Source organism: Paenibacillus sp. NN59 (assembly GCF_057597225.1).
On record NZ_CP199678.1, the window covers coordinates 5,277,722 to 5,300,709 of the forward strand.

At 45.9% G+C, this 22,988-nt stretch carries 23 protein-coding genes; 6 read left to right on the top strand and 17 right to left on the bottom strand.

Annotated features, from left to right (window positions below; all coding sequences use genetic code 11):
- Positions 1 to 180: 180 nt before the first annotated feature.
- The 4 genes from ACT89M_RS23025 to sdhB form a co-directional block, all read right to left on the bottom strand.
- Positions 181 to 819 carry a GNAT family N-acetyltransferase gene (locus tag ACT89M_RS23025; protein ID WP_487344843.1) on the bottom strand — a complete coding sequence of 213 codons (639 nt, stop codon included), beginning with the start codon at positions 817 to 819 and terminating at the stop codon, positions 181 to 183.
- A gap of 144 nt (positions 820 to 963) precedes the next feature.
- Positions 964 to 1,695, bottom strand: coding sequence for a metallophosphoesterase family protein (locus ACT89M_RS23030; RefSeq protein ID WP_154891048.1), 732 nt, complete (start codon positions 1,693 to 1,695; stop codon positions 964 to 966).
- A gap of 31 nt (positions 1,696 to 1,726) precedes the next feature.
- A complete protein-coding gene (locus ACT89M_RS23035) occupies positions 1,727 to 2,686 on the bottom strand; it encodes a metallophosphoesterase (protein WP_253491533.1) in 960 nt (319 codons plus the stop codon).
- A gap of 187 nt (positions 2,687 to 2,873) precedes the next feature.
- Complete coding sequence (gene sdhB, locus ACT89M_RS23040) at positions 2,874 to 3,638, bottom strand: succinate dehydrogenase iron-sulfur subunit (RefSeq protein ID WP_090919432.1); 765 nt, start codon at positions 3,636 to 3,638, stop codon at positions 2,874 to 2,876.
- Between the two features lie 90 nt (positions 3,639 to 3,728).
- On the opposite strand from sdhB, the gene ACT89M_RS23045 reads away from it, so the two are divergent.
- Positions 3,729 to 3,905 (top strand): hypothetical protein, encoded by a 177-nt coding sequence (locus tag ACT89M_RS23045; RefSeq protein ID WP_487344844.1) that lies wholly within the window; start codon positions 3,729 to 3,731, stop codon positions 3,903 to 3,905.
- A 99-nt stretch (positions 3,906 to 4,004) separates the two neighbouring features.
- Entirely contained in the window at positions 4,005 to 4,400 is a 396-nt protein-coding gene (locus tag ACT89M_RS23050) for a hypothetical protein (protein ID WP_186809762.1), read from the top strand.
- Here the strand turns inward: ACT89M_RS23050 and sdhA are convergent.
- Both sdhA and ACT89M_RS23060 read right to left on the bottom strand, forming a co-directional pair.
- Positions 4,397 to 6,139, bottom strand: a complete 1,743-nt coding sequence (gene sdhA / locus ACT89M_RS23055; RefSeq protein WP_154891050.1) for a succinate dehydrogenase flavoprotein subunit — start codon at positions 6,137 to 6,139, stop codon at positions 4,397 to 4,399. The two genes, ACT89M_RS23050 and sdhA, sit on opposite strands and share 4 nt — an antisense overlap.
- A gap of 58 nt (positions 6,140 to 6,197) precedes the next feature.
- Positions 6,198 to 6,866 (bottom strand): succinate dehydrogenase cytochrome b558 subunit, encoded by a 669-nt coding sequence (locus tag ACT89M_RS23060; RefSeq protein ID WP_090919438.1) that lies wholly within the window; start codon positions 6,864 to 6,866, stop codon positions 6,198 to 6,200.
- 362 nt (positions 6,867 to 7,228) lie between these two features.
- On the opposite strand from ACT89M_RS23060, the gene ACT89M_RS23065 reads away from it, so the two are divergent.
- Positions 7,229 to 8,152 carry a LysR family transcriptional regulator gene (locus tag ACT89M_RS23065; RefSeq protein ID WP_154891051.1) on the top strand — a complete coding sequence of 308 codons (924 nt, stop codon included), beginning with the start codon at positions 7,229 to 7,231 and terminating at the stop codon, positions 8,150 to 8,152.
- A gap of 27 nt (positions 8,153 to 8,179) precedes the next feature.
- On the opposite strand, the gene ACT89M_RS23070 is transcribed toward ACT89M_RS23065, so the two are convergent.
- The 3 genes from ACT89M_RS23070 to ACT89M_RS23080 all read right to left on the bottom strand — a co-directional run bounded on the left by ACT89M_RS23070 (position 8,180) and on the right by ACT89M_RS23080 (position 10,592).
- Positions 8,180 to 8,851: a potassium channel family protein gene (locus ACT89M_RS23070; protein WP_154891052.1), complete on the bottom strand. Its 672-nt coding sequence runs from the start codon at positions 8,849 to 8,851 to the stop codon at positions 8,180 to 8,182.
- Positions 8,852 to 8,884: 33 nt separating this feature from the next.
- Entirely contained in the window at positions 8,885 to 10,204 is a 1,320-nt protein-coding gene (locus ACT89M_RS23075; RefSeq protein ID WP_373323279.1) for a TrkH family potassium uptake protein, read from the bottom strand.
- Positions 10,205 to 10,349: 145 nt separating this feature from the next.
- Positions 10,350 to 10,592, bottom strand: a complete 243-nt coding sequence (locus ACT89M_RS23080; RefSeq protein ID WP_308723077.1) for a hypothetical protein — start codon at positions 10,590 to 10,592, stop codon at positions 10,350 to 10,352.
- A 98-nt stretch (positions 10,593 to 10,690) separates the two neighbouring features.
- On the opposite strand from ACT89M_RS23080, the gene ACT89M_RS23085 reads away from it, so the two are divergent.
- Entirely contained in the window at positions 10,691 to 12,388 is a 1,698-nt protein-coding gene (locus ACT89M_RS23085; protein WP_308723076.1) for a CPBP family intramembrane glutamic endopeptidase, read from the top strand.
- On the opposite strand, the gene uvrC is transcribed toward ACT89M_RS23085, so the two are convergent.
- Both uvrC and trxA read right to left on the bottom strand, forming a co-directional pair.
- Entirely contained in the window at positions 12,357 to 14,444 is a 2,088-nt protein-coding gene (gene uvrC, locus ACT89M_RS23090; protein WP_308723075.1) for an excinuclease ABC subunit UvrC, read from the bottom strand. The genes ACT89M_RS23085 and uvrC overlap by 32 nt on opposite strands.
- A gap of 411 nt (positions 14,445 to 14,855) precedes the next feature.
- Positions 14,856 to 15,173 carry a thioredoxin gene (gene trxA / locus ACT89M_RS23095; protein WP_090919457.1) on the bottom strand — a complete coding sequence of 106 codons (318 nt, stop codon included), beginning with the start codon at positions 15,171 to 15,173 and terminating at the stop codon, positions 14,856 to 14,858.
- A gap of 264 nt (positions 15,174 to 15,437) precedes the next feature.
- Between trxA and ACT89M_RS23100 the strand changes: the two genes are divergently transcribed.
- Complete coding sequence (locus ACT89M_RS23100; protein WP_090919461.1) at positions 15,438 to 15,593, top strand: YqzM family protein; 156 nt, start codon at positions 15,438 to 15,440, stop codon at positions 15,591 to 15,593.
- Positions 15,594 to 15,685: 92 nt separating this feature from the next.
- On the opposite strand, the gene dnaI is transcribed toward ACT89M_RS23100, so the two are convergent.
- The 4 genes from dnaI to ACT89M_RS23120 all read right to left on the bottom strand — a co-directional run bounded on the left by dnaI (position 15,686) and on the right by ACT89M_RS23120 (position 20,055).
- Positions 15,686 to 16,636: a primosomal protein DnaI gene (dnaI, locus tag ACT89M_RS23105; RefSeq protein WP_308723074.1), complete on the bottom strand. Its 951-nt coding sequence runs from the start codon at positions 16,634 to 16,636 to the stop codon at positions 15,686 to 15,688.
- A gap of 161 nt (positions 16,637 to 16,797) precedes the next feature.
- Positions 16,798 to 17,712, bottom strand: a complete 915-nt coding sequence (locus tag ACT89M_RS23110; RefSeq protein WP_308723073.1) for a tetratricopeptide repeat protein — start codon at positions 17,710 to 17,712, stop codon at positions 16,798 to 16,800.
- 128 nt (positions 17,713 to 17,840) lie between these two features.
- Complete coding sequence (locus ACT89M_RS23115; RefSeq protein WP_090919486.1) at positions 17,841 to 19,376, bottom strand: replication initiation and membrane attachment family protein; 1,536 nt, start codon at positions 19,374 to 19,376, stop codon at positions 17,841 to 17,843.
- Positions 19,377 to 19,761: 385 nt separating this feature from the next.
- On the bottom strand, positions 19,762 to 20,055 hold the full coding sequence (locus ACT89M_RS23120) for a YuiB family protein (RefSeq protein WP_090919489.1): 294 nt from the start codon (positions 20,053 to 20,055) through the stop codon (positions 19,762 to 19,764).
- A 227-nt stretch (positions 20,056 to 20,282) separates the two neighbouring features.
- Here ACT89M_RS23120 and hemQ point away from each other — a divergent pair, with 227 nt between their 5' ends.
- Positions 20,283 to 21,029: a hydrogen peroxide-dependent heme synthase gene (gene hemQ, locus ACT89M_RS23125; RefSeq protein ID WP_090919493.1), complete on the top strand. Its 747-nt coding sequence runs from the start codon at positions 20,283 to 20,285 to the stop codon at positions 21,027 to 21,029.
- Between the two features lie 347 nt (positions 21,030 to 21,376).
- Here the strand turns inward: hemQ and ACT89M_RS23130 are convergent, their stop codons facing one another.
- On the bottom strand, positions 21,377 to 21,631 hold the full coding sequence (locus ACT89M_RS23130; RefSeq protein ID WP_090919495.1) for a hypothetical protein: 255 nt from the start codon (positions 21,629 to 21,631) through the stop codon (positions 21,377 to 21,379).
- Positions 21,628 to 22,821 carry an NAD(P)/FAD-dependent oxidoreductase gene (locus ACT89M_RS23135; RefSeq protein WP_154891059.1) on the bottom strand — a complete coding sequence of 398 codons (1,194 nt, stop codon included), beginning with the start codon at positions 22,819 to 22,821 and terminating at the stop codon, positions 21,628 to 21,630. Before ACT89M_RS23135 ends, ACT89M_RS23130 begins: the two co-directional genes overlap by 4 nt.
- Positions 22,822 to 22,988: the final 167 nt, after the last annotated feature.

Below are 22,988 nucleotides of genomic sequence, written 5' to 3' on the forward strand. Positions count from 1 at the left end.
CACAATATTTCTATAAAAAAAATGAACCCGCTCATCGCGGGTTCCAACAGCATTATCTATTATCAAAAAGGGGGTCATGAGATAAGTTTACCCCTTGTCTGTTAGAGTTCAATTGCAACTATATTTCAATTGTGTAACAAATGATTGAAGTTCGTTTCAGTTACCTTACCCTCTATTACGTTATGATATTCCCGGCTTGTTCGATGCCAACTTATGAAGCTGTTCGAGGTACAGATCATGCTGGAACTGTTCCCGGTACATACCATACACCTTAACATCCATTGAACTTTCGAATGCGTTGTCTTCTCCATCGTTCAGTCCATATGACGGAAGAATCCGCTCATAAGTCATGCCCATCTTAAGCAGTACCCGTTCAGAAGAAGCGTTGGCCTCATAACAGCGTGCTTCAACTCTCCACAGATGAAGCTCATCAAATCCGAATGTCAGCAGGCGATGCACCGCTTCTGTTGCCACGCCTTTCCCCCAGCACGTCTTGTCCACGATGTAACCGATCTGTGCAGTCCCTTTTTGATCATTCCAATGCTGAAATGAGGTAATGCCGATCACTTGCTCTCTGCCTTTCCAACAGATGCCGTAATGCAGTGAATCCAGCTTGGCACTGCTGCTCCGAATCTGGTTTAACAATTTTCTCGCCCGAATGGGTGGAGGCTGGCTCCCACGATTGACGTACCGAATCACTTGAGGATCAGATAAGAGCTCAGATAAAGTGATGTAATCATTTTGACGTAATGACCGAAGTACAAGACGCTCTGTCCATAAGGCTGGTAGCCCTTGGATTAGCATATTTCGATTAAGCATGACAATCACTCCTTTGCCTAACGGGCTTTAGTCCGGTAAGACAAGCAAGCTCTAAGGATGATCCGGCATGATACTACTGATTGAATGACATAAATTGTAGTATGTCCTGTCATTGTTCAGCTTTATTCGGTCATGACACTCCATTTACTCTTGTAATCCACGATAAATGCCTGAGCGTATTTCACGAATATATGCCTCAAGCGCCGGTATTTCTGCTTTTTGTGCGATACGTACTTCATGTTCAATGTCGTAAGGAACCCGAACAAACTGAAGATTAAACGGTTTTTGACTATCATCGCCGTATTCCCCTTCAAGAATGCAATATGAAGCCTGCGGAAAATCGAGTGGATTTCCTACGCTGCCTGTATTAAATAGCATTTTTCCATCCAAATATTGCAGAAACGCATTATGCACGTCACCATAACCCACCACGTCAGCCGCTCCAGCCTCTGATTCGTCCGTCGGAGGATCAAACATCGCCAATCGCTTCTCCATCTCATCCCATGGCTGTACACGGTGATATACACTTTGCGGTGAAGCATGAACTAATCGAACAGTGCGTCCGCTTAATTTGAATTCATAACTGAAGGGAAGGCTCGCCAAATAAGATACTCTGTCTGCTCCCAGTCGCTCAGCTTGCCATGTGAAATCACGGACATCCTGATTGACTGCGATCAGTTCATCCCAGTTGCCACGAATGACCACCTCACATGTCGCTCTGACCTGATCCACCACTTCAGCTGGTTGAGGTCCTTTGCCGACAAGATCACCCAGACAAAATATCCTGTTCAAACCACGATGCTGAATATCTTTCATCACAGCTTCCCAGGCAGTCATGTTGCCATGAATGTCGGATACAATTGCTATACGTTCCATCTGGTTACCCCCCATTCATGTTTTTTAAGCCTCATCTTTCACTTACATCATCCCGGCTTAAATGAAGCACGGTTAGTTCAGGTCTGCATAGAAAACGAATGGGAAGCTGCGTCATACCAAACCCCCGATTCACGTAAACGGGCATCTGGGGCTTAGATGTATAATGCAATCCCTGAACATATTTACGTGAACCCCGCGGAGTTGTCATTGCACCGAACCAGGGAAATCGAACTTGACCACCATGACTGTGACCGGAGAGTTGCAAACCAAATCCATGCGGAGCAGCATAATCGGCATAATCCGGTTCATGCATAAGTAGCAGTTTCCATACACTCTCACTTAACCCTGTAACGGCCTCGTCCAAGTCGGGCTCTCCTGTTAACGCATCATCCAGACCTACTACTGCAAACTTCTCATTTCCACGTTCGATAACGATATGCTGGTTGAGTAAAAGGGTAAAGCCCGCTTCACGGAACATATCTATGACGTCCTGCTGTTGCCGTCCTCGATAATCGTGATTCCCGAGTACCGCAAACTTCCCATACCTTGCTGTCATAGAGGCCAGAATCGGTACACACTCACGCATCGGCTCGGATTGTCTCTCAACGATATCTCCGGTAAAACAGATGAGGTCCGGTTCCTGATCCTTGATCTGTTCTGCCAGCTTGCTCAACTCTCTTCGTCCTGTATGGAAACCAAGGTGTACATCACTGAAATGAACGACACGCAGTCCATTAAACGCTTCAGGAAATGAAGGGAACTTAATTTCAATATGATTGACTTGTAGACGCCGAGGCTCCCAAAGCGCGTATCCCAGTGTCAGCACACTAGCTACCACAGTCATCACATGTTTTCGTAGTTGGAACATTCGACGAGAAGGGTCATGATCCTTTTCTTTTCCAGGAAAAAGAGGTGCATTCGAACGGTTTGGCCCGTTCGAGTGTCGGGACGGCGAGTTGCCGCTGTTCAACCGTGGTGTCTTTCCCATCATTCCCCTCCTCGGATCAGTTATCTTAAAAGTTGTTATAGGTAATATCCATCCCTGTAGTATACCATATTCTGCCTAGGATGCCTGCTTTCTTCGGTTGATGACAAAAGAAGCCGTGACCCGCCAAATTCTGCGCGGGATCACGACTTCTCGAAGAAGCAGAATGAACCTCTGCCTCTCGTTTACAGCATTATACACCCAGCCAACGTTTGAACATATGCTTGGTGGTTTGTTTATTCATCTCAGCGATGGACGTTGTGAGCGGGATGCCTTTTGGACATGAACGCACACAGTTCTGCGAGTTTCCGCAACCTTCAATACCGCCATCGTCCATCAACGCTTCCAGACGTTCTTCTGCGTTCATCTCACCTGTAGGGTGAGCGTTAAACAGACGTACCTGAGACAGCGCAGCTGGACCAATAAAATCAGTTTTTTCGTTAACGTTCGGACAAGCTTCGAGACATACGCCACAAGTCATACACTTGGATAGCTCATAAGCCCACTGACGTTTCTTCTCAGGCATCCGAGGCCCTGGACCAAGGTCATAGGTACCATCGATTGGAATCCATGCTTTAACGCGCTTCAGAGCGTTAAACATCCGCGTACGGTCAATGACAAGGTCACGTACCACCGGGAAAGTTTTCATGGGTTCAATGCGAACGGGTTGTTCAAGCTTGTCGATCAAAGCTGCACACGCTTGACGCGGTTTGCCGTTAATAACCATGGAGCAGGCGCCGCACACTTCTTCAAGACAGTTGGATTCCCAACAAACCGGCGCAATGGATTTACCATCCTTATTTACCGGGTTCCGCTGAATTTCCATCAGAGCGCTGATGACGTTCATGTTTGGACGGTACGGAAGTTCAAACTCCTCGGTATACGAAGATGACTCCGGGCTGTCTTGACGGGTGATAATAAACTTGACGGTTTTACTCACTGTTGCTTGTTCCGCCATATCGTTGTCCCCTCCTCTGGTGACGATGATTGTATTGCTGGTGCGCAAAGCTGGATGTTTGGGTGCTCGGGTAGACGCTCCGGTCGCGGAATGCCCTTTGGATCGCTGTTATCCCCGAATTTCTTTGATCAACCCTTCACAGAGTTGAAATTCGGTGATAAAGGCGAACGCTTCGCTTCTTTCGGGCATTTCCGCTCTCTTCGCTACTCCTTGCACCTCGTGCTGCTTTGCTGGAAACTGCAATCCATTCATGCTGGATTGATGTAATTTTTTTGTGGAAGCCTGCTAATGCTGGGCTTCCTTGAAATGAACGAAGGTGCGCAAAGCTGAATGTTTGGGTGCTCGGGTAGGCGCTCCAGTCGCGGAATGCCCTTTGGATCGCTGTTATCCCCGAATTTCTTTGACCAACCCTTCACAGGGTTGAAATTCGGTGATAAAGGCGAACGCTTCGCTTCTTTCAGGCATTTCCGCTCCCTACGCTACGACTTTGCACCTCGTGCTGCTTTGCTGGAAACTGCAATCCATTCATGCTGGATTAATGTAATTTTTTGTGGAAGCCTGCTAATGCTGGGCTTCCTTGAAATGAACGAAGGTGCGCAAAGCTGGATGTTTGGGTGCTCGGGTAGACGCTCCAGTCGCGGAATGCCCTTTGGATCGCTGTTATCCCCGAATTTCTTTGATCAACCCTTCACAGAGTTGAAATTCGGTGATAAAGGCGAACGCTTCGCTTCTTTCGGGCATTTCCACTCCCTACGCTATTAGTCTTTTGAGTAGTCCCGGATACGTGGTGGAATCAGGGATACGTCGACTGGCTCGTACGAGATTTGCGGGCCTTCTTTCGACCAGCTCGCGATAGTCGTTTTCAGGAACTCTTCATCGTTACGCTCTGTGAATTCCGGTTTGTAGTGCGCTCCGCGGCTCTCGTTACGCAGCAATGCCCCAAGTGTCATCGCTTCAGAAAGCTCAAGCATGTTCCACAACTGGCGGGTAAATGCCGCACCCGGATTGTTCCAGCCGGAGTTGTCGTACATGTTGATTTTGCTATAACGCTCTTTCAGTTCCTTGATTTTGCCAATGGTTGCTTCAAGTTTGTCATTGTAGCGAACCACCGTCATGTTGGCTGTCATCCACTCGCCCAGCTCTTTATGAATCACATAGGCATTTTCCGTACCTTGCATTTTCATGATGCCTTCGTATTTGTCGGTTTGGCGCTTGGTATAACCATCGAATACAGAAGAAGAGATATCAGCGGATGATTTCTTAAGTCCTTTGATATATTCTGCTGCCTTAGGTCCTGCCACCATACCGCCATAGATTGCGGATACGAGTGAGTTTGCACCCAAACGGTTTGCACCGTGATATTGATATTCACATTCGCCAGCTGCAAACAGCCCTGGAATGTTTGTCATTTGATTATAATCTACCCACATGCCACCCATGGAATAGTGAACGGCCGGGAAAATTTTCATCGGGATTTTACGCGGATCGTCACCCATGAATTTCTCATAGATTTCAATGATTCCGCCCAGTTTGACATCCAGTTCCTTCGGATCCTTGTGAGAGAGATCGAGATATACCATGTTCTCGCCGTTAACACCAAGTCCCATGTCTACGCAAACGCTGAAGATTTCACGTGTTGCGATATCACGCGGAACAAGGTTACCGTAGGATGGATATTTCTCCTCAAGGAAGTACCAAGGTTTGCCGTCTTTGTATGTCCAGATCCGTCCACCTTCACCACGCGCAGATTCGGACATCAGACGTAGCTTGTCGTCTCCTGGAATCGCAGTCGGGTGAATCTGAATGAACTCACCGTTGGCATAATTCACACCTTGCTGATATACCGCGCTTGCAGCCGTACCTGTATTGATTACGGAGTTTGTTGTTTTACCGAAGATGATACCCGGACCACCGCTTGCCAGAATAACGGCTTCGGCCGGGAACGTTTGTACCTTCATCGTTTTCAGATCCTGGGCTACGATACCGCGGCATACTCCTTCATCGTCCACAACGGCTTGCAGGAACTCCCAGTTCTCATACTTGGTTACAAGACCCGCTGCTTCCCAGCGGCGTACTTGCTCATCGAGTGCGTACAACAGCTGTTGACCTGTTGTTGCGCCGGCAAATGCCGTACGGTGATGCTTCGTTCCTCCAAAACGGCGGAAATCAAGCAAGCCTTCCGGTGTACGGTTGAACATAACGCCCATCCGGTCCATCAGGTGGATGATGCCAGGTGCTGCTTCACACATCGCTTTAACGGGTGGTTGGTTGGCAAGAAAGTCTCCGCCGTATACCGTATCGTCAAAGTGTACCCATGGGGAGTCGCCTTCCCCTTTCGTATTTACCGCACCGTTGATACCGCCCTGGGCACATACGGAGTGGGATCTTTTAACAGGAACCAGTGAAAATAAATGAACATGGACTCCGGCTTCAGCCGATTTGATCGCCGCCATCAAGCCTGCGAGACCGCCGCCCACAATAATTACATTCGATGATGCCATTGCTAGTTCACTCCCTTAGTAAGTAAGCGTTATTCATAAAATTTAAGATCAGTAAATGTTAGACCAAAACGGATTTTACCGCGTCAATCATTGAAGTTGCTGTTTGGAAATCCACGTTCCGGAAAGCAAACAACGAAGCGATAAACATGATAGATACGAGTACGAACAAGCTCATGCACACATACGAAGATACCCGTTGTGCACGAGGTCCGACCGTAATTCCCCAGCTAACGAGGAACGACCAGAGTCCATTGGCAAAGTGATATGACGCCGCAACCACACTGATCAGATATAAAATAAATGTTACCGGATTCATCACGATGTTATGGATAACACCGCCCAACTCTTCGTGAGTTACGTTGCCGAGAGCCACTTGTACACGCGTCTCCCATACGTGCCAGATCACAAATACAAACGTGATGACACCACTGATCCGCTGCAACGTATAACGCCAGTTACGCTCGTTGCCGTAACGACCCACGTTAGGCTTGGCCTGATAAGCAATGTACAGACCATATACACCGTGATAGAACAGCGGCAGCCAGATCAGAAACGTTTCCAAAACAATAACGAGCGGCAGGCTGTTCAAGAAGGCAACCGCACCATTAAAAGCTTCTTTGCCGCCTTCAACTGCTGAGAAGTTCGTCACCAGATGCTCTAGAAAAAACAAACTGAGCGGAATGACGCCAAGCAAGGAGTGCAGCTTTCTCGAGTAAAACCCTTTCATAAAATGTCGATCCCCTTTCGCTAAATACAACGTTTTCATAAATCCATTCTTATATCATGACACGAATCCTTCTTACATGGGAAGGTTCGACAAATTGTTCCGTTTTGATCAGGTGTGAACAACTTGTGTCACAATTCATGTTACTCCTTTTTTTCTTATAAGGGAATTGCAATATAATTATTAAATGTTATAACCTATAGGTATAAGTGTTGAAACAAAGGTTTTGTAAGGGTTATACCATTGAAACTATGATTTTCCTAACCTATATAACCATTCAAACAACGAGACTAAACGCCATACAATAAGGCAAACAATTAATCAAGGGCAAGAATCACACTCATAATGAAGAGAGGTTTGTGTTCATGTTCGAAGAATTAAACGCATTCGCAGCGGTTGTAGAGCAATCCAGTCTAAACCGTGCATCCAAGCTACTGAATCTGTCTCAGCCTGCACTCTCTCGTAAAATCTCCAAGCTGGAAGATGAACTGGGCGTATCCCTCTTTCATCGCCGCGGCAAACGATTGGAATTAACCAGCGTAGGCCAACTAGCTTACACCTTCGCCGTCGAGCAGAAACAACAGCAACAGAAATTTCTCACCATGTTATCTCAATACAAGGACGAAGAACAGAGCATTATTACGTTAGGAGCGAGTTTGACGACACTTCAGACCACCTTACCTCCACTCGTCAACGCTTTTATGGAGAAGCATCCTCATGCAGAATTAAAGCTGCTAACAGGCAAAACCCATGAGATCGTTTCTTTTGTTCGTGATAAAAAAGCCGATGTTGGCATTGTAGCCTCGTCCATTAGCGAAACGGGACTAAACTGTGTTCCACTATTTGACGATCACCTGGAGCTGGTTGTGCCGCTAACGCACCCGCTTGCGGGCAAGGAAGCAGGTATGGAGCATCTGCAGGATCTGCCGATGATTACGTTCTCCAAAGGAACATGGTACCGTAAACTGACAGACGATCTGTTCCAGCGTTGCACCGTAATGCCTGACATTCGCATGGAGATTGATTCATTCGAAGCCATTATCCGTCTTCTGCCGACCTGTAAAGCCGCTGCCCTTCTTCCCAAATCTTATCTTCGTCCACAGCTGCTGGCAGATAACGATCTCGTTGCCGTGCATTTACCTCAGTTGAAACAGACCCGAAGAACAACTTGCATGATCTATGGGGAAAAAGAAAACCTCAGCGAAACCGCCAGACAATGGGTCAGGGAGACTGCTGCATTTTTTACAGCAAAGGCGTCATTGCCCTCACGAAGGACAACAACGCCTTGATATAATCCAGAAGAAGCAGCTTACTGCTCAGCTCTCTTGACTAATAACTTCTTCTTCAAATCGGTCGATATCACCATTATTGCCGATAATGACCATAATATCCCCCATTTGCAGGGAATCCATCGCCGTCGGGGCAATAATCACCCCGGCTTCTTTTTGCAGGGCTACAATGCTACAGTTAAAGCGTACACGCGCATTCAAGCTAGCGAGTGTTTTATTGTGGAGACAGGAAGGTACCTTCATCTCTACAATACTGTAATCATTGGACAATTCGATGTAATCCAGCAGGTTTGGTGTAACCAGTTGGTGAGCGACCCGGATGCCCATATCCCGTTCAGGGTAAACGACACGGTCAATGCCCAGCTTATCAAGTGCTCGTCCGTGAAGAACCGATATAGCTTTGGCTACAACCGTTTTGACTCCCAGCTCTTTGAGCAGAATGGCAGTGAGGATACTCGTCTGAATATCGTCGCCAATAGCAACGATGCCGCAGTCAAAATTACGAATGCCGAGGGAGCGTAGCACCTCTTCATCCGTAGCGTCCGCCACGACAGCGTGAGTGACCAGGTCACTCATGTCTTCGACAAGTTCCTCATTTTTATCAATGCCAAGCACCTCATAACCTAGTTCCATTAATTCCTGTGCCAGACTGGAGCCAAACCGCCCAAGTCCAATGACCGCAAACTGCTGTTTTTTCATCGTTCTTCACGAACCCCTCTATCCTAATAATTACTAACCAATTATCATTTTGCCTTCCGGATACCTGTATAAATCCTTACCCTTTTTCTGCCCCAGTGCATACGCAAGTGTAATTGGTCCAAGCCGTCCTGCAAACATGGTAAAACAGATCATTAACTTGCCAAATGTGGTGAGTTTAAGCGTCAGGCCAAGAGAGAGCCCTACCGTACCAAAAGCAGATGTCGTTTCAAATAATATCATTAAAAAATTACTGTCTTCTGTCGTACTCAGCACCATCGTCACCGTAATAATGAACAACAGCGCCAGTAGCGTGATGGTGAGTGCTTTGAAAATACGTTCCTGCACAAGCCGATAACGGAAAAAGACGATATCCTCCCGACCGCGCATCATGGCAATGACTGCCCCGGCCATAATCAGAAACGTTGTTGTTTTGATGCCGCCCCCGGTTGACCCCGGTGATGCACCGATAAACATCAATATAATCATGAAAAATTGCGTGGCCTGCCGCAGTCCGGCAATATCGACCGTGTTGGCCCCGGCTGTACGCGGTGTTACCGATTGGAAGAACGAGCCGAGCAACTTGCCGCCCCAGTTCAGACCACCTAGCGTTCGTGGGTTGCTGAACTCGAATACAAAAATGACCAGCGCACCAAACATAATCAATAAGGCCGTCATCAGCAAAACAACTTTGGAATGTAAGGATAGCTTCCTCGTTTTATGATATTCCACCAAATCGGACAACACCACAAAACCGATCCCACCCGAAACAATCAGAAACATGGCGGTAAAATTAACAAGCGGATCGTAGACATAGCCCGTTAGACTGCTAAAATGACCAAACATATCAAACCCGGCATTGTTAAACATAGAGATGGCGTGCCAGTAACCGTAATACATGGCCTGCCCGATCGGCATATCAAATGACCAGCGCAGTGTAAACAATGTACCGCAAATCCCCTCCAGAATAAGCGAATAAATCACGACTTTGCGAATCAGCCTCACAATGCCTTCCATTGTGCTCTGATTCATTGCCTCTTGTAAGATCAATCGCTCCTTGAGCGATATTTTCCGTTTGAACGCAATCGCAACCAGCGTAGACATCGTCATAAAACCGAGACCGCCGATCTGAATCAGAATCGCAATAATCACCTGACCCAGCACTGAAAAATAGGTTCCTGTATCCACAACAACGAGCCCTGTCACACACACAGCCGAAGTTGCTGTGAAAAGTGCATCGATAAAGGCCAGGCTGTCGCCGCTTCGGCTGGATGCCGGAAGCATCAACAGCAGTGTACCCAGCAGAATAATGCCAGCAAAACCTAACACCAGAATACGGGGCGGCGATAATCGCATCCATTGAACATTTGCTTTCACTTCAGTATCATCCACCTCTGCTAAAAAAGAAAATAACTCCACCCTGTGGAGCTCATGTATGATTCATAAAAAAACATCATATAATTGGAGTTGATATGCATCCAACTAGAGTTAGTATACTCTTTTACAGGATGCCTACTCTGGATGTCCACTCGTTATCTTTATTAGCTCTTTCCGTTCTATTCGTTCCCTTGTTAGACCCGAGACATGCGGATTTTTGCATATTTGCTTCAAAATTATAAGCGCTGCAACGAATGCGCACAAAACGATTTTTGGGTAAATAACTTCGAATTCGTTCAAAACGGGAAAAAAGTTCAAGCCCGGACAGCATGATCGGATTTTTTCGATCATTTTCATTCGTTTTCAAAGATTTACACCTGTTTTCGCCCTGTCATTGGCATTGAGGACATGCCCTGTGCTATCTTTACAGTACGATGTAATTGAAAAAAGGAGGAACACCATTCCATGAATCCCTTAGGGCAGCCTTTACAGCTTAAGGCTAACTTCAAACGTTTGGGGTTGCTTGCGGTGATCGGCCTGATTTTATTTTTTGTCTTTCAGATCTTTCCTGCGACTTCATCACAAACGACAGAAATTTCGTCAACATCCTTCATTAGCAAGGATCAAGCGATCCAATCTGCACGTTCATTCGCGGCTTCCGTTGATGACTATACGCTCCAAGGCAATGCCAGTAAACCCCTAGTAACGTATCAGACCCATTCCGATATTTACGGTTATATGGCAAAGACGAAACAGCTTGCCACGTACAATAAAAAATGGGAAACAACCTATCCTTACGATGTATATCGAGTGCGTTTGCTTGATCAGGACAGTAGGGGTTACCTTAACGTTGACGTACATATGAAAACAGGCAAGGTAGTTGCCTTCAAGCGGATATTGCCTTCCTCCCTGTATACAGCCGTTGAATCAGAGCAAGAACAGGGCATCAGAAGAACTTCAGAGTCGCTTGCAGAAGGCAATATACCATTGAACGAAAAAGAAAAACTCGCGGCTGGAGTTTTGAAAGAATTCGGATATGACATCCCAACACTTCAACTGGATACACGAGATGGCGAGCCGGGTCTGAAGTACACGGATGCAAGTAAAACGATTGGCAACTCCAAGCTAGAATTGAATTTTACATTTGAAAATGGGGCTGTCCGTTCGTTCGATCCGGAGTTCTCCGTACCGAAATCCCACACGGATTATGTTAAAGACCAGACCCAATTAGCCAATTGGTTAACTTACGGTGGTTACGCTTTTCTGACGTTTGTTCTTGGTGTGCTTGCCATTATTTATAGCATTCTGGCTCGTGCAAATACATCGTTCAAACGAGGCGTCGTATTGTCACTGGTGTACTTTGCTGCTTCTATGATTGGTACACTGAACATGTTGCCTCTCTTCCAGGCACAAGGACTTTCAAGCTTCATGTTAGTGTTCCTTATGCTCATTCAGACCGGCATAACCATCGTGATGAGTGCTACGATCTATCTATCGCTTGTCGCTGGTGACGGCATGTGGCGCAAAATCGGATTTAATCCATGGCCTCGTGCCAAGGAGCCGGGTTACGGCAAATATGTGTTGCAGAGTATGTACACGGGTTATCTATGGGCATTCATTCTGCTAGGTGTACAATCCGTTCTATTCTTTATTCTTGAACGTAGCATCGGCACATGGTCCACCACCTCAGCAGATCAATCGACATATAACATGACGTATGCCTGGATCTTTCCGATTATGGCTTGGATGGCTGGAATCGGGGAAGAGGCCGTATATCGACTGTTCGGTATCCGCATGATGCAAAAAGTTGTGCGTAACACGTTTATCGCCTGTCTGATCCCTACAATTATTTGGGCACTTGGACACACCTTATATCCAATCTATCCAGTCATTACACGACCGATCGAACTGACTGTCATTGGACTGTTGTTCAGCCTAGTTATGTTGCGTCACGGCTTCATTGCTGTTGTTTTTGCACATGTCATCTTTGACAGCCTATTGATGGGGCTCAGCTTGATTTTCATGGGAGACGCCCTGAACATGGGTGCCGGAATCTTTTGGATTGTATTGCCTGCTATTGTTGGATACGTGGTCTATCGTTTCAATCCAAAACAAAAAGAGAAGCCGTATGTCACGACTCCTCATCACGAAGTGCTGCAATAATCTGAGTAGCTAGTTTATCTCCAATAGATAGAGGCCGGAAGTCTTCGACGCTGGCCTCTTTTATTTTGCGTAAAGAGCCAAAATGCTTCAATAGCAACTTACGCCGCTTCTCCCCGATGCCTGGAATGGCATCGAGTCTAGACGTAACCATCGATTTGCCGCGCTGCTCACGGTGAAATGAGATGGCAAATCGGTGAACCTCTTCTTGAATCCGCTGTAACAGATAAAACTCCTGACTGTCCCGCGGCAGGGCAATCACCTCTGGCGGATTACCAATCATCAGCTGTGATGTTTTGTGTTTGGCATCCTTCACCAATCCACACACCGGAATGAATAGCCCAAGCTCGTTCTCAAGCACGTCTACAGCTGCGGAAATCTGTCCTTTACCTCCATCGACTACAATCAAGTCAGGCTGGGTCAAGTTTTCCTTAAGCACTCGCTCATAACGGCGACGGATAACTTCACGCATCGTTTCATAATCATCCGGCCCCTCGACAGAGCGCACTTTATATTTACGATATTCCTTCTTGTCCGGTTTACCGTCGGTAAATACAATCATGGCAGACACCGGATTCGTACCCTGAATGTTCGAGTTATCGAAAGCTTCGATTCTTCTTAACTGCTCCAGACCGATCCAGCGCCCCAATCCCTCGGAAGCCTTAGATGTTCGCTCTTCATTACGTTCAATGAGGCGGAACTTCTCCTCCAATGCCACCCGTGCATTGTCGAGTGCCATCGTGATCATCTGGCGTTTCAGTCCGCGTTGCGGGATATGCACTTTAATGTCCAACCATTCTTGCAGAGAAGCAGCCATCTGCGACGGGTCCTCCATCTCGGATGGCAGTTTGGCATTGGATGTTTCCTGCAATCCGGTAGCATTGCTCTCTTCTTCCTCGGTTACCTCCGCCCCATAAGCTGCAAGTGTCTCGGCAACAACTGGCTTCGAAGCAGCGGTCTGATTCATCCCGACTTGTAATTCCTCTTGCGTGGATTCAACCGTTCCCTCAGAATGTTTATCCTCGGATATATTCGCATGATCCACTTTTGCGGGATCGCTTGTTTCTTGCCCAGAGAGCAGTTCTTTCGGCATCTCCGGTAGCAAAATTTCCTGTGGCAAAGCCGGGTTATCACTATAATACTGGGTTACATAGGACATGAAATCATTGTAAGCCTCACCGTAGAACGGGAAGGTGGATACATGGCGTTCAATCATTTTCCCCTGACGCATATATAGAATCTGGACACACATCCAGCCTTTATCAATCGCAAATCCAAAGACGTCACGGTCTCTGGCATCCGCCATCGTAATTTTCTGTTTTTCCATGATCGCATCAATCGCAATCACCTGATCACGCAGCTCTTTGGCACGTTCAAAATACAAATCTTCAGCGGCTTCCTGCATTTTACGCTGCAAGTCCTTTTTAATCTCCTCATGCCCGCCGCTCAGAAATGATCCGATCTCCTGCGAAATCTCGTCATACTGCTCTTTGCCAACTTCCTTCACACAAGGGGCAAGGCATTGGCCCATATGGTAATACAGGCAAACTTCCTTCGGCATTACACCACATTTGCGGAGCGGATACATCCGATCCAACAGTTTTTTCGTTTGGTGTGCCGCATACGAGTTCGGATACGGTCCGAAGTATTTGGCTTTATCTTTCAGCACACGGCGGGTCACTTCGAGCCGCGGATGCTTTTCATTCGTTATTTTAAGATAAGGAAACGTTTTATCGTCTTTAAGCAATACATTGTAACGGGGCATATGTTTTTTGATCAGGTTACACTCCAGAATGAGTGCTTCCATGTTGCTACCTGTCACGATGTATTCAAAATCACGGATTTCGGATACAAGACGCTGTGTCTTTCCGTTATGACTGCCAATAAAATATGAGCGCACGCGGTTTTTGAGCACTTTCGCTTTACCAACGTAAATAATGGTGCCTTCACTGTTTTTCATCAAATAACAGCCCGGCAGGTCTGGAAGCAATGCAAGCTTGTGACGAATCTGCTCCAGTGCCTTCTCCTGTGCGTCTAACTCCTGCATAAATGGATCCATAATTCGGTGGGTCCTCCCTTCCGAAAAAAGTAAAAGTCATGGTTACACAAAAAATTCACACCGACCACTCCAATGACAGAACAACCTTTAATCGCTGTTATCCCCAGATTTTTTTGATTCCCTTTTTAAAAGGGAAAATCCGGTGATAAAGGCTACAGTAGATGCTTCCGATGTAGCTTTCTTTCAGAAAGCTTTTAGCTTCGCTTCTCCAGTTCTTTTCTGTCCTCTCCGTTAATCATGTAAATTTCCAGTTTCATTTTATATTCAATTATATAATATAAATCATTTATCACATCATTTATATATTACTTTTATATTGTCCTACATATCACTTATCGACGCAAAACGCCCCCGGCATGTAAACCGGAGGCGATGTGTCAGCCTGCACTTAATTATGTTGTGACTTGCTGCTTATTGATGTTTTTCGATGATTCCTTTGAGAGCTTCTTTAGAGTTCAGACCAACCACTTTATCAACCGGTTGACCATCTTTGAAGAAGATCAGTGTTGGAATGCTCATTACGCCAAAGCGGGAAGCAGATTCTGGATTCTCATCCACATTTACTTTAGCAATTTTTACGGAATCGCCAACTTCTGTGGACAGCTCTTCCAGGATTGGAGCGAGCATCTTGCAAGGACCACACCAAGGCGCCCAGAAATCAACCAGAACCGTTCCTTCTCCTTCGACTTCCGTGTTAAAGGATTGATCGGATACGTTAACAATAGCCATGAAATTGTCCTCCTTATATATACTTACGGTTTTATTTTAACCTGTAACGTCGTGAACGACACTTCCAGTATAACACATGTGCGTTAGACATGTGAAATGAACAGATAATGTTCATCTTCCCAACATGAAATCTTCACAATTACAGGTGAAGCCAGTCGTCTGCAAAATCTTTACAAACGCTTTCTTTTCCAAGTATACTAAAATTACTCCGGATTGTAGCCCTGCTTGCAGGCCAAGCTGTCAATCCTCAAAGGAGGCAACACAATGGACGCTAATATTCGGATGACCGACCCGCGTGAACATGTGAACGAGGAGCCGCGTAGCGATCTCTTTGATCTGATTATGGGCGTTGTCGGCATGGGCGGCCTGATGACTGTTATCTTTTTTGGTATGGTAATTTTTAAATTCCTGACCGAATAGGATATTCAAATCAGTTTCAGGCTCCCGCAGACCAGAAAAGCCCGGTTCTCGCATTATTGCGAAAGCCAGGCTTTTTTTGGTTCATCTATATCTTAGCTCTTCCCTCGTTGATTCTCGCCCCGAACCTGAATAACATCCACAAATGGACGAATTCGATCCATCAAACGTTGACCTTTGTTCGATTCCTCGCCATCCCGGTTCGTAAAGCTCAAGTGTTTCTCAAGCCCTTCCAGGTTGTAATTGGACGTATAGAACGTTGGCTTGCGATTCATTCTATAGTTAAGAATAGAGCCCATCACATGATCCCGTACCCATGGGTTCAGGTTCTCTGCACCAATGTCATCAAAGATGAGCAGATCACAGCTTTTCAGAACATCCGTCATTTCCTTGAGCTTCTGTCCTTCACTGATCATGGATTTCAAATCCTCCACGAAGTCAGGCATATAAATAATGACACCTGTATGACCCGCAACCGCGAGTTCATGTAGCAGATAACACATCAGAAACGTTTTGCCGGTTCCAAACGAACCTTCCAGATACAACCCTTTCGTCGAAAGTCCATTGTCCTTGGTCTCGCTAATATAACGAAGCACACGGTTCACCGCTGGCGCACGCATGCGATCTTTGCCCATAATTTCCACATCATTATATCCAGCGCTTAGAGCACGCTCATCCACATAAAAACTGCGAATCCGCTGTTTGATGATATGTTCATTTTGCCGGGCGATCTGTTTGGAGCAAGGTGCTTTGATATCTATAATTTCGGGTTTACCGTTGAAGTTCTCTACTTCCAGTTTGCAGAAATGACCCTGAAAATCGTTGGGACAGTTGTCGAGTCCCGGACAATTCGCGCAGTTCTTCGAATCTTTAGCATACTGAAACAACTTGCTCAGATCAGGCATGAGCTGTGTATCTTTCAGTTCAGGATGACCTGCGCGGAACTCGCGCACATATGGGTCTTCCAACAAATCCGCCATAATTCGCCGCGACTGCTCACGAAACGAAGGGTTCAGCTGCTGAAGCAGTCCTCCCAAGGATTCCATGACTTCAAGCCCCCTTTTAAAGTATTAATATTTATGAAAACATGAGACAATTTCATCTCCAAATATTCAATCATTTGTACTGTTCATTCTATAGAAAAGCACACAATAACTCAACTGATACATTTGGAAAAAAAACCTCTCCACATTATACGTGTATTCATTTAACCCTTATATTCTGGATGTGCATGTCTGGAGCACCCGAATAAATAACATTTGGAGCTTAAAGATGTGGTGAATTTAAATGGTGGAACAAAACCCGAGACAATCTGTTCGAGAATATGTTCATACTCCTTTTTCTCCATTTGCAAGCGAGTCACGTATGCCACTTTATCACTTTCTGTCCAATTCTCATCGCAATCTTCTGCCTGTGCTTCCTCAATATCATCTTGTTTTAACCGAATACATTCTTCTGCAATTTCAACTGCACGTTCCATTGCATTCGTCTGAACTAGAGCATATATATATCTACACACCCAGTCGGGCGATTTAGAATACGTGTCCCATGATTTTTCAAACCAATGCACCGCTTCGGAAAAACAAGCAAGCTCCAAGTACAGTTCTGCCACATGTACCTCTCCGACAAAATCATCATCACTTTCCAAGAAGGCATCCAGTTTGTGTTTTGCTTCAATGGTATGTCCCAGCTGAATTAAACAGTGAACATGACTATACATGGCGTAATCAGAAGGCCCAGCACTTTTCAAAAATAAAGCTGAAGCCTGTTCCAACTCTCCGAGATGATATTTGGCAATTGCTAAGTTATTGTATGCCTCTTTGGAAGGCTCCACAGCAATAGAGTCTGATAGTACAACCGCGGCTTCTTCCCATCTCTCCATCTGAACAAGTAATTCACCAAGCAGACTGTAGGGAAAATGAGAGGTTGGTTTCAACGCCACTGCTTCCTGAGCCAATTCAATAGCTGCTTCGATATCCCCCTCTTCGTGATAATAAATCCAGGCCAGATTCGTCAAGGACTCAACGTCCCTTGAATCGTTCAATGCTTTCTGAAATAAAGCCAACGCTGCATCATAATCATTATTTTCAAGGTATTCGATGGCTTTCTGATTCGTGTTCAACGGATCTGCCCCTTCCCTCTGAATGACTCGTGTCCCTAGCTTTCGGACTCCACCACACACCTATTGAGTAAAAAAGCGAGTCACCTCTCCCAAGGGACCCGCCTGTATCGTACAACTATAACGTTCCTTTATAACGTTCCTTTTTGCTTGCTCGCCTGCATCTCCTGAGCAAATCGCATCATCTCTTCAAACTCTTCCTCCGAAACGTTATCCCCATCATGGCTTATGTCTTGTACAATCGGAATTTCGGGTTTGGCTTTGGTTCCTTTACCGTATGTACGGGTACGGGTTCCAGCTGCTCCTGCAGCCTGCTTACCTTTGACCTTCGCCTGATCACGAATATATTGCACAGCCTTCTCATACGTATTAACCTGCTTCAGCAGCATATTGGAGGCAATCGCCTCAACAAAATTACGATTAATCCGTTGCTCGCCACCCGATACAAGCAATGCCATCAGATAATGAATCAATACGTTGATCACTTCACCAGGTAGCTTGTAACTCAGATCAATTTTTTCGAAAATATCAACCAGATTATCCGGTACAGCCCCCGGGAAAAATGTCTGCAACAACCGAGTGTACGGCTCGTTACGAAGCATCATATTGTATTGATGAATGTCACACTTGGTTGCAAATTGCGGTGGCACCTCGACATAATACTCCATCTGAACAACATGCTCCACTGGAGGTTCACCGGAGTCATTATATGCCTGTGGCTCCTCCATATGCTGGCGAAGAGCAACCACCTTGGCGGCTTGCACTGTCTGCTGTTCCTGACGTTTCTTCGTTTGTCTGAATTGCATGCTCGCCTTGTGTTGAAGATCATCCAGCAATAGCTGTCCTTGCGGGCTAAATACACCATCCTCGTCCAGCAGTCGGCACACATCTTGCACGCTAAGACTAAACTTGTTCACTACAAAATTGACGATCCCGAGCTGTTCATGATCAAAACGAAGTTGTTCCACATAACGTCGGTTTACCGACTCACGCGGGAAGCGTAAAATAATGTCCGCATAATTCAGTGCATTTTCTTCCACAGCATCATTCGTGCCTGTTCGCTGTGCCGATGTGGATACTTCGGAGAGTGCCTGCTCCAGCTCGTAATCAATGACATGCGTGTTAAGCTCAAATATATCGTAAAAGGGAACTGAAATATTTTCTTTATTGGCTGCAACGTAAGGTGCATCCCCATTTTCAACTGCCGAAAAGCCAGCTCGTAGCGACAACACAGCAAACTTGCCTATTTTGTCCCGTAGCAACAGTGTCAGATGCTGTGTGCGGAAAAACTCTCCTGGCGAGAGCGGCGGCTGCAGTTCATACTCATAGATGTAATCATCATTCTCTGGAATATAGACCCGCGATGTCTGGAGAAGACCTACTGCCTCCAGCTTGGACGCCTGTTCAACCAGATATTTACGTCCTTTCTCGCTAGGCTCCAGCCCCAATGTCATGAACAGCCTTCGTTGCTGCTCAAGTGGGGAATAACCGACCTGTTCTCCGGGGAGATGCTGAAATAACAGCCGATACAAGCCAACCGCAAAAGCACCTACCATAGGCTGGTAAGCTCCTGTGAGCATGCGGTCGTCCAGGGCGCTTAATCCAAACTCCCTGTATACGCAGTAGCGATGATGTTCCGTATAATGATGCAAATTCTTCATGCGCATAGCCTGATCTCCTTCTTCCCCAAAGGTTGTTTTTCTATTCTATCATAAATGTCCGATCCTCAAATGCTCAAAAACAGGTAAAAAACCAACCCGTTCTCTCTCCGTTTCGTCCTAGGTCGACATCGTTCACGTTTTCGCAGAATTGGGCGAATTTTCAAATGAATAACGACAAAGAGTCGCTAGAATACTATAAAAGCTACAGAGCGAGATTACAAGCGATAATAGTTTAAATCTATTCATCTTATGCTTATGAAAAAAAGCGTACAAACATTCCCGTACCCCGTTCGTCACAACAAAAAAGCCTTCCCTTTGCACGCGTAAGCGTTTGCGTCAAAGATAAAGACTTTTCCAAGTTATTGCGGCAGATGCCTTCACTTTCCAGTCATCAGAACATCCGATATCCGCCTAAACGCAGTTTCTGAATCGTCCATCCGCTGATTATCGCACCCGCGAGGCCTGCAACCCCTGTCATATAATCGACCAACTGGAACGATCCAAGATGTGACACGAGCGTAGATGAATGATCCCATAAGGAATATACCACCACAGGCAAAATAACGATGACGAACAGATAGGAAGGAAACCAGGTGGTCTTCATAAGCATATTCAAAATGAAACCGATACCAAACATCATCACAAAAAATAATACCATTAATACAAGCACAGGTATAAACTGCATCGGCTGACGTTCACCTCTTCTTTCACACTTTCGGTTTTCCCTTCTGGATAGTAGTAAGTTTACCGCAAAAAATGTGGCGAAGCAACGAACTTTCTGGACAAATCTACCGATTTTCACGAGAAGATCATTTGCCCTCCTGCTTCATATTGGGATACAATATAACGATAAAGCACTAAACCATCCCTTACCGGGATTTGGAAATATAATCCGCAGGAGGAACAATATCCATGAACGAAGCCGCATCAACCCTGGAGGGCTGGTATGCCCTGCATGATTTTCGCTCGATGAACTGGACCGCTTGGAAAGCAGCCGACGATGAAGAGCGTGCTGTTGCCCTGGACGAGCTTCAAGAGTTTTGGAATGATTGGAAAAAAGTCGAGGAGGCTTCCCAAGGCAGCACTGTAGTTTATACAGTCGTAGGTCAGAAAGCTGACTTTGTGATGATGCATCTGCGCGAAACGCTGGAAGATCTGAAGGCAGTAGAGAACGCCTTCAACAAAACAACGTTTGCCAAATACACGACTAAAGCTTATTCATATGTCAGTGTAGTTGAACTGAGCAACTATCTTGGCAAAGAGGGCGAAGATCCGATGCAAAATCCGGAGATTATTGCCCGTCTTAAACCGGTTTTACCACAGCGCCAATACATTTGTTTCTACCCAATGAACAAAAAGCGTGAGTTGAACGACAACTGGTACATGTTGTCCATGGACGAGCGCCGCACCATGATGCGCAGTCACGGCATGATCGGCCGCAGTTATGCGGGTAAAGTGAAACAGATCATCACGGGCTCTGTCGGATTTGATGATTGGGAATGGGGCGTTACGCTGTTCGCTGATGATGCGCTTCAATTCAAAAAACTCGTGTACGAGATGCGCTTTGATGAAGTAAGTGCACGCTACGGTGAATTTGGCTCCTTCTATGTAGGAAGCTTGCTGAACGAAAGCACACTGGAAGAGATGCTGAAACTGTAATTTTGTATACATGCAAGAATCGTCCAGCCTTCTATTGAAGCAGGCTGGACGATTTTTTTTCGTTACAGCAAAAAATTGCCGCCGGACGTATTGCTCCGCGGTGATTTTTTGGTGATTAAGAATTATATCACTTTAAGCTTGATTTAGATTTATTTTAGTTAATCTAATTGTTTACACCAAAACGGAGAGGACAGAAATAAAATGGAAAAGCGAAGCGGTCGCCTTTATCACCGAATTTTTCCCTTTAACAAAAGGGAATCAAAAAATTTGGGGATAACAGCGATTGAAAGATTATTCTGTCATTGAAGTGTATAAGTGTAAACTATTCTTTTCAACTAACTGAAGTCTCAATCCTGCTCCTCTTCATCAACTGCTTTCAGAGATTCGAGGAATTCAGCAGTTGCACGATCACGGTCACGGCTCTTTTCCTTCAGCCGTTCAATCGCCGGCAGGATGAGAATATCTACTTCTTTCTGAACGATATAGGCCAGGTCATATTGATTCTGTTCCTCCAGATACCCGCCGACCTGCATCAAGTCGTTGTAACGATCCAGTTCCTCACGGGTTAACAGACCACGAACCTGCACACTGCAATGTCTCATCCGAAAAACCGTCCTTTCCTCAGGACCAGCGGAATACCTCCGATGATAAACAAATAGCGCATATCCACTAATTTTTTCAATTGTGCTGCCTTCCAGCCCTTGTATTTCTTATCCCCAACGACAGCAATCGCTTCCCCTTTACCCAAAGAGGCAACAGTACCTTTGCTGGTGAATTCAAAAGGCTGAGGCTGCTTGTTGCGAATGGCTGCGACAATATTTTTGGCACAGTTCACACCTTGCTGCATCGCAATCTGTGCTGTTGGCGGATAAGGTCTGCCCTCCTTGTTAAACACAAGGGAGTTGTCTCCGATCACATACACATGTTCATGCCCAGGAGCACGCAAATATTCATCCACCTTTACACGACCACGCATCACTTCAAGCCCCGCCTGTTCAAGTAAGGAATTCCCTCGAATGCCTCCTGTCCATACGACTGTCGCAGCGTCGATTTTCTCGCCTTCACCAACGATTACGCCATCAGGAAGACATTGCTTGATCGGAACACCAATTTTAAACGTAACCCCTTTTTTCTTCAGTACGTTCATCGCATGCTCCACAAGTTCCGGATCGAACCCCGGCAATGCGGAAGGCGCAGCTTCAACATTATAGATGTGTACATGCTTCGGGTCCACGTCAAATTCTTTGCACAGCTGCGGGATACGATCAGCAAGTTCTGCAACAAATTCTACGCCGCTAAAACCTGCTCCCCCTACAACAAACCGAATACGGTTTCGTTTATTGTCGTTTTTGTACATTGCGAATTGATATTCGATATGTTCCCGAATCAGCCTCACAGAGTTGATGCTACGAATGGTCATCGCGTGTTCCAGCATACCCGGTATACCAAAAGTTTCCGGCTCTCCACCTAGTCCAATAATCAGGTAATCATAGGACAACGTGCCATCCTCCAAAATGACTTTACGATCCTGAAGCCGGATCTCCTTCACGGATGATTTTACCAGATCAATCTTGAATTCATCGATCAGTTTGGAAATAGAAACTCTCGCATGCTCTATTTTATCCGTACCGGCTGCCGGCATATGTAGATGGGTTGTAATATAGTGATAATCATGCCGATTCACCAATGTGACGTCAGCTTCATTATAGTTGAGTTCCTTCTGCAGCCGCTGCGCTGTCAGAATTCCGCCATATCCCGCTCCGAGAATGACGATTTTGGGAATGCTGCTCATATCTGTACTCCTTCCGGTTTCGCTCGCATCCTTCCTGATAATTGAGGTGGAATGCAAAATGCTCTTACTTACAAGTATTGCTCAGGTCTTATCCAATATGACGACAAATGTAAAATTCGTAAGTGTATATTAACTTCTGTACGTATAATATCGACGATTATAGTTGT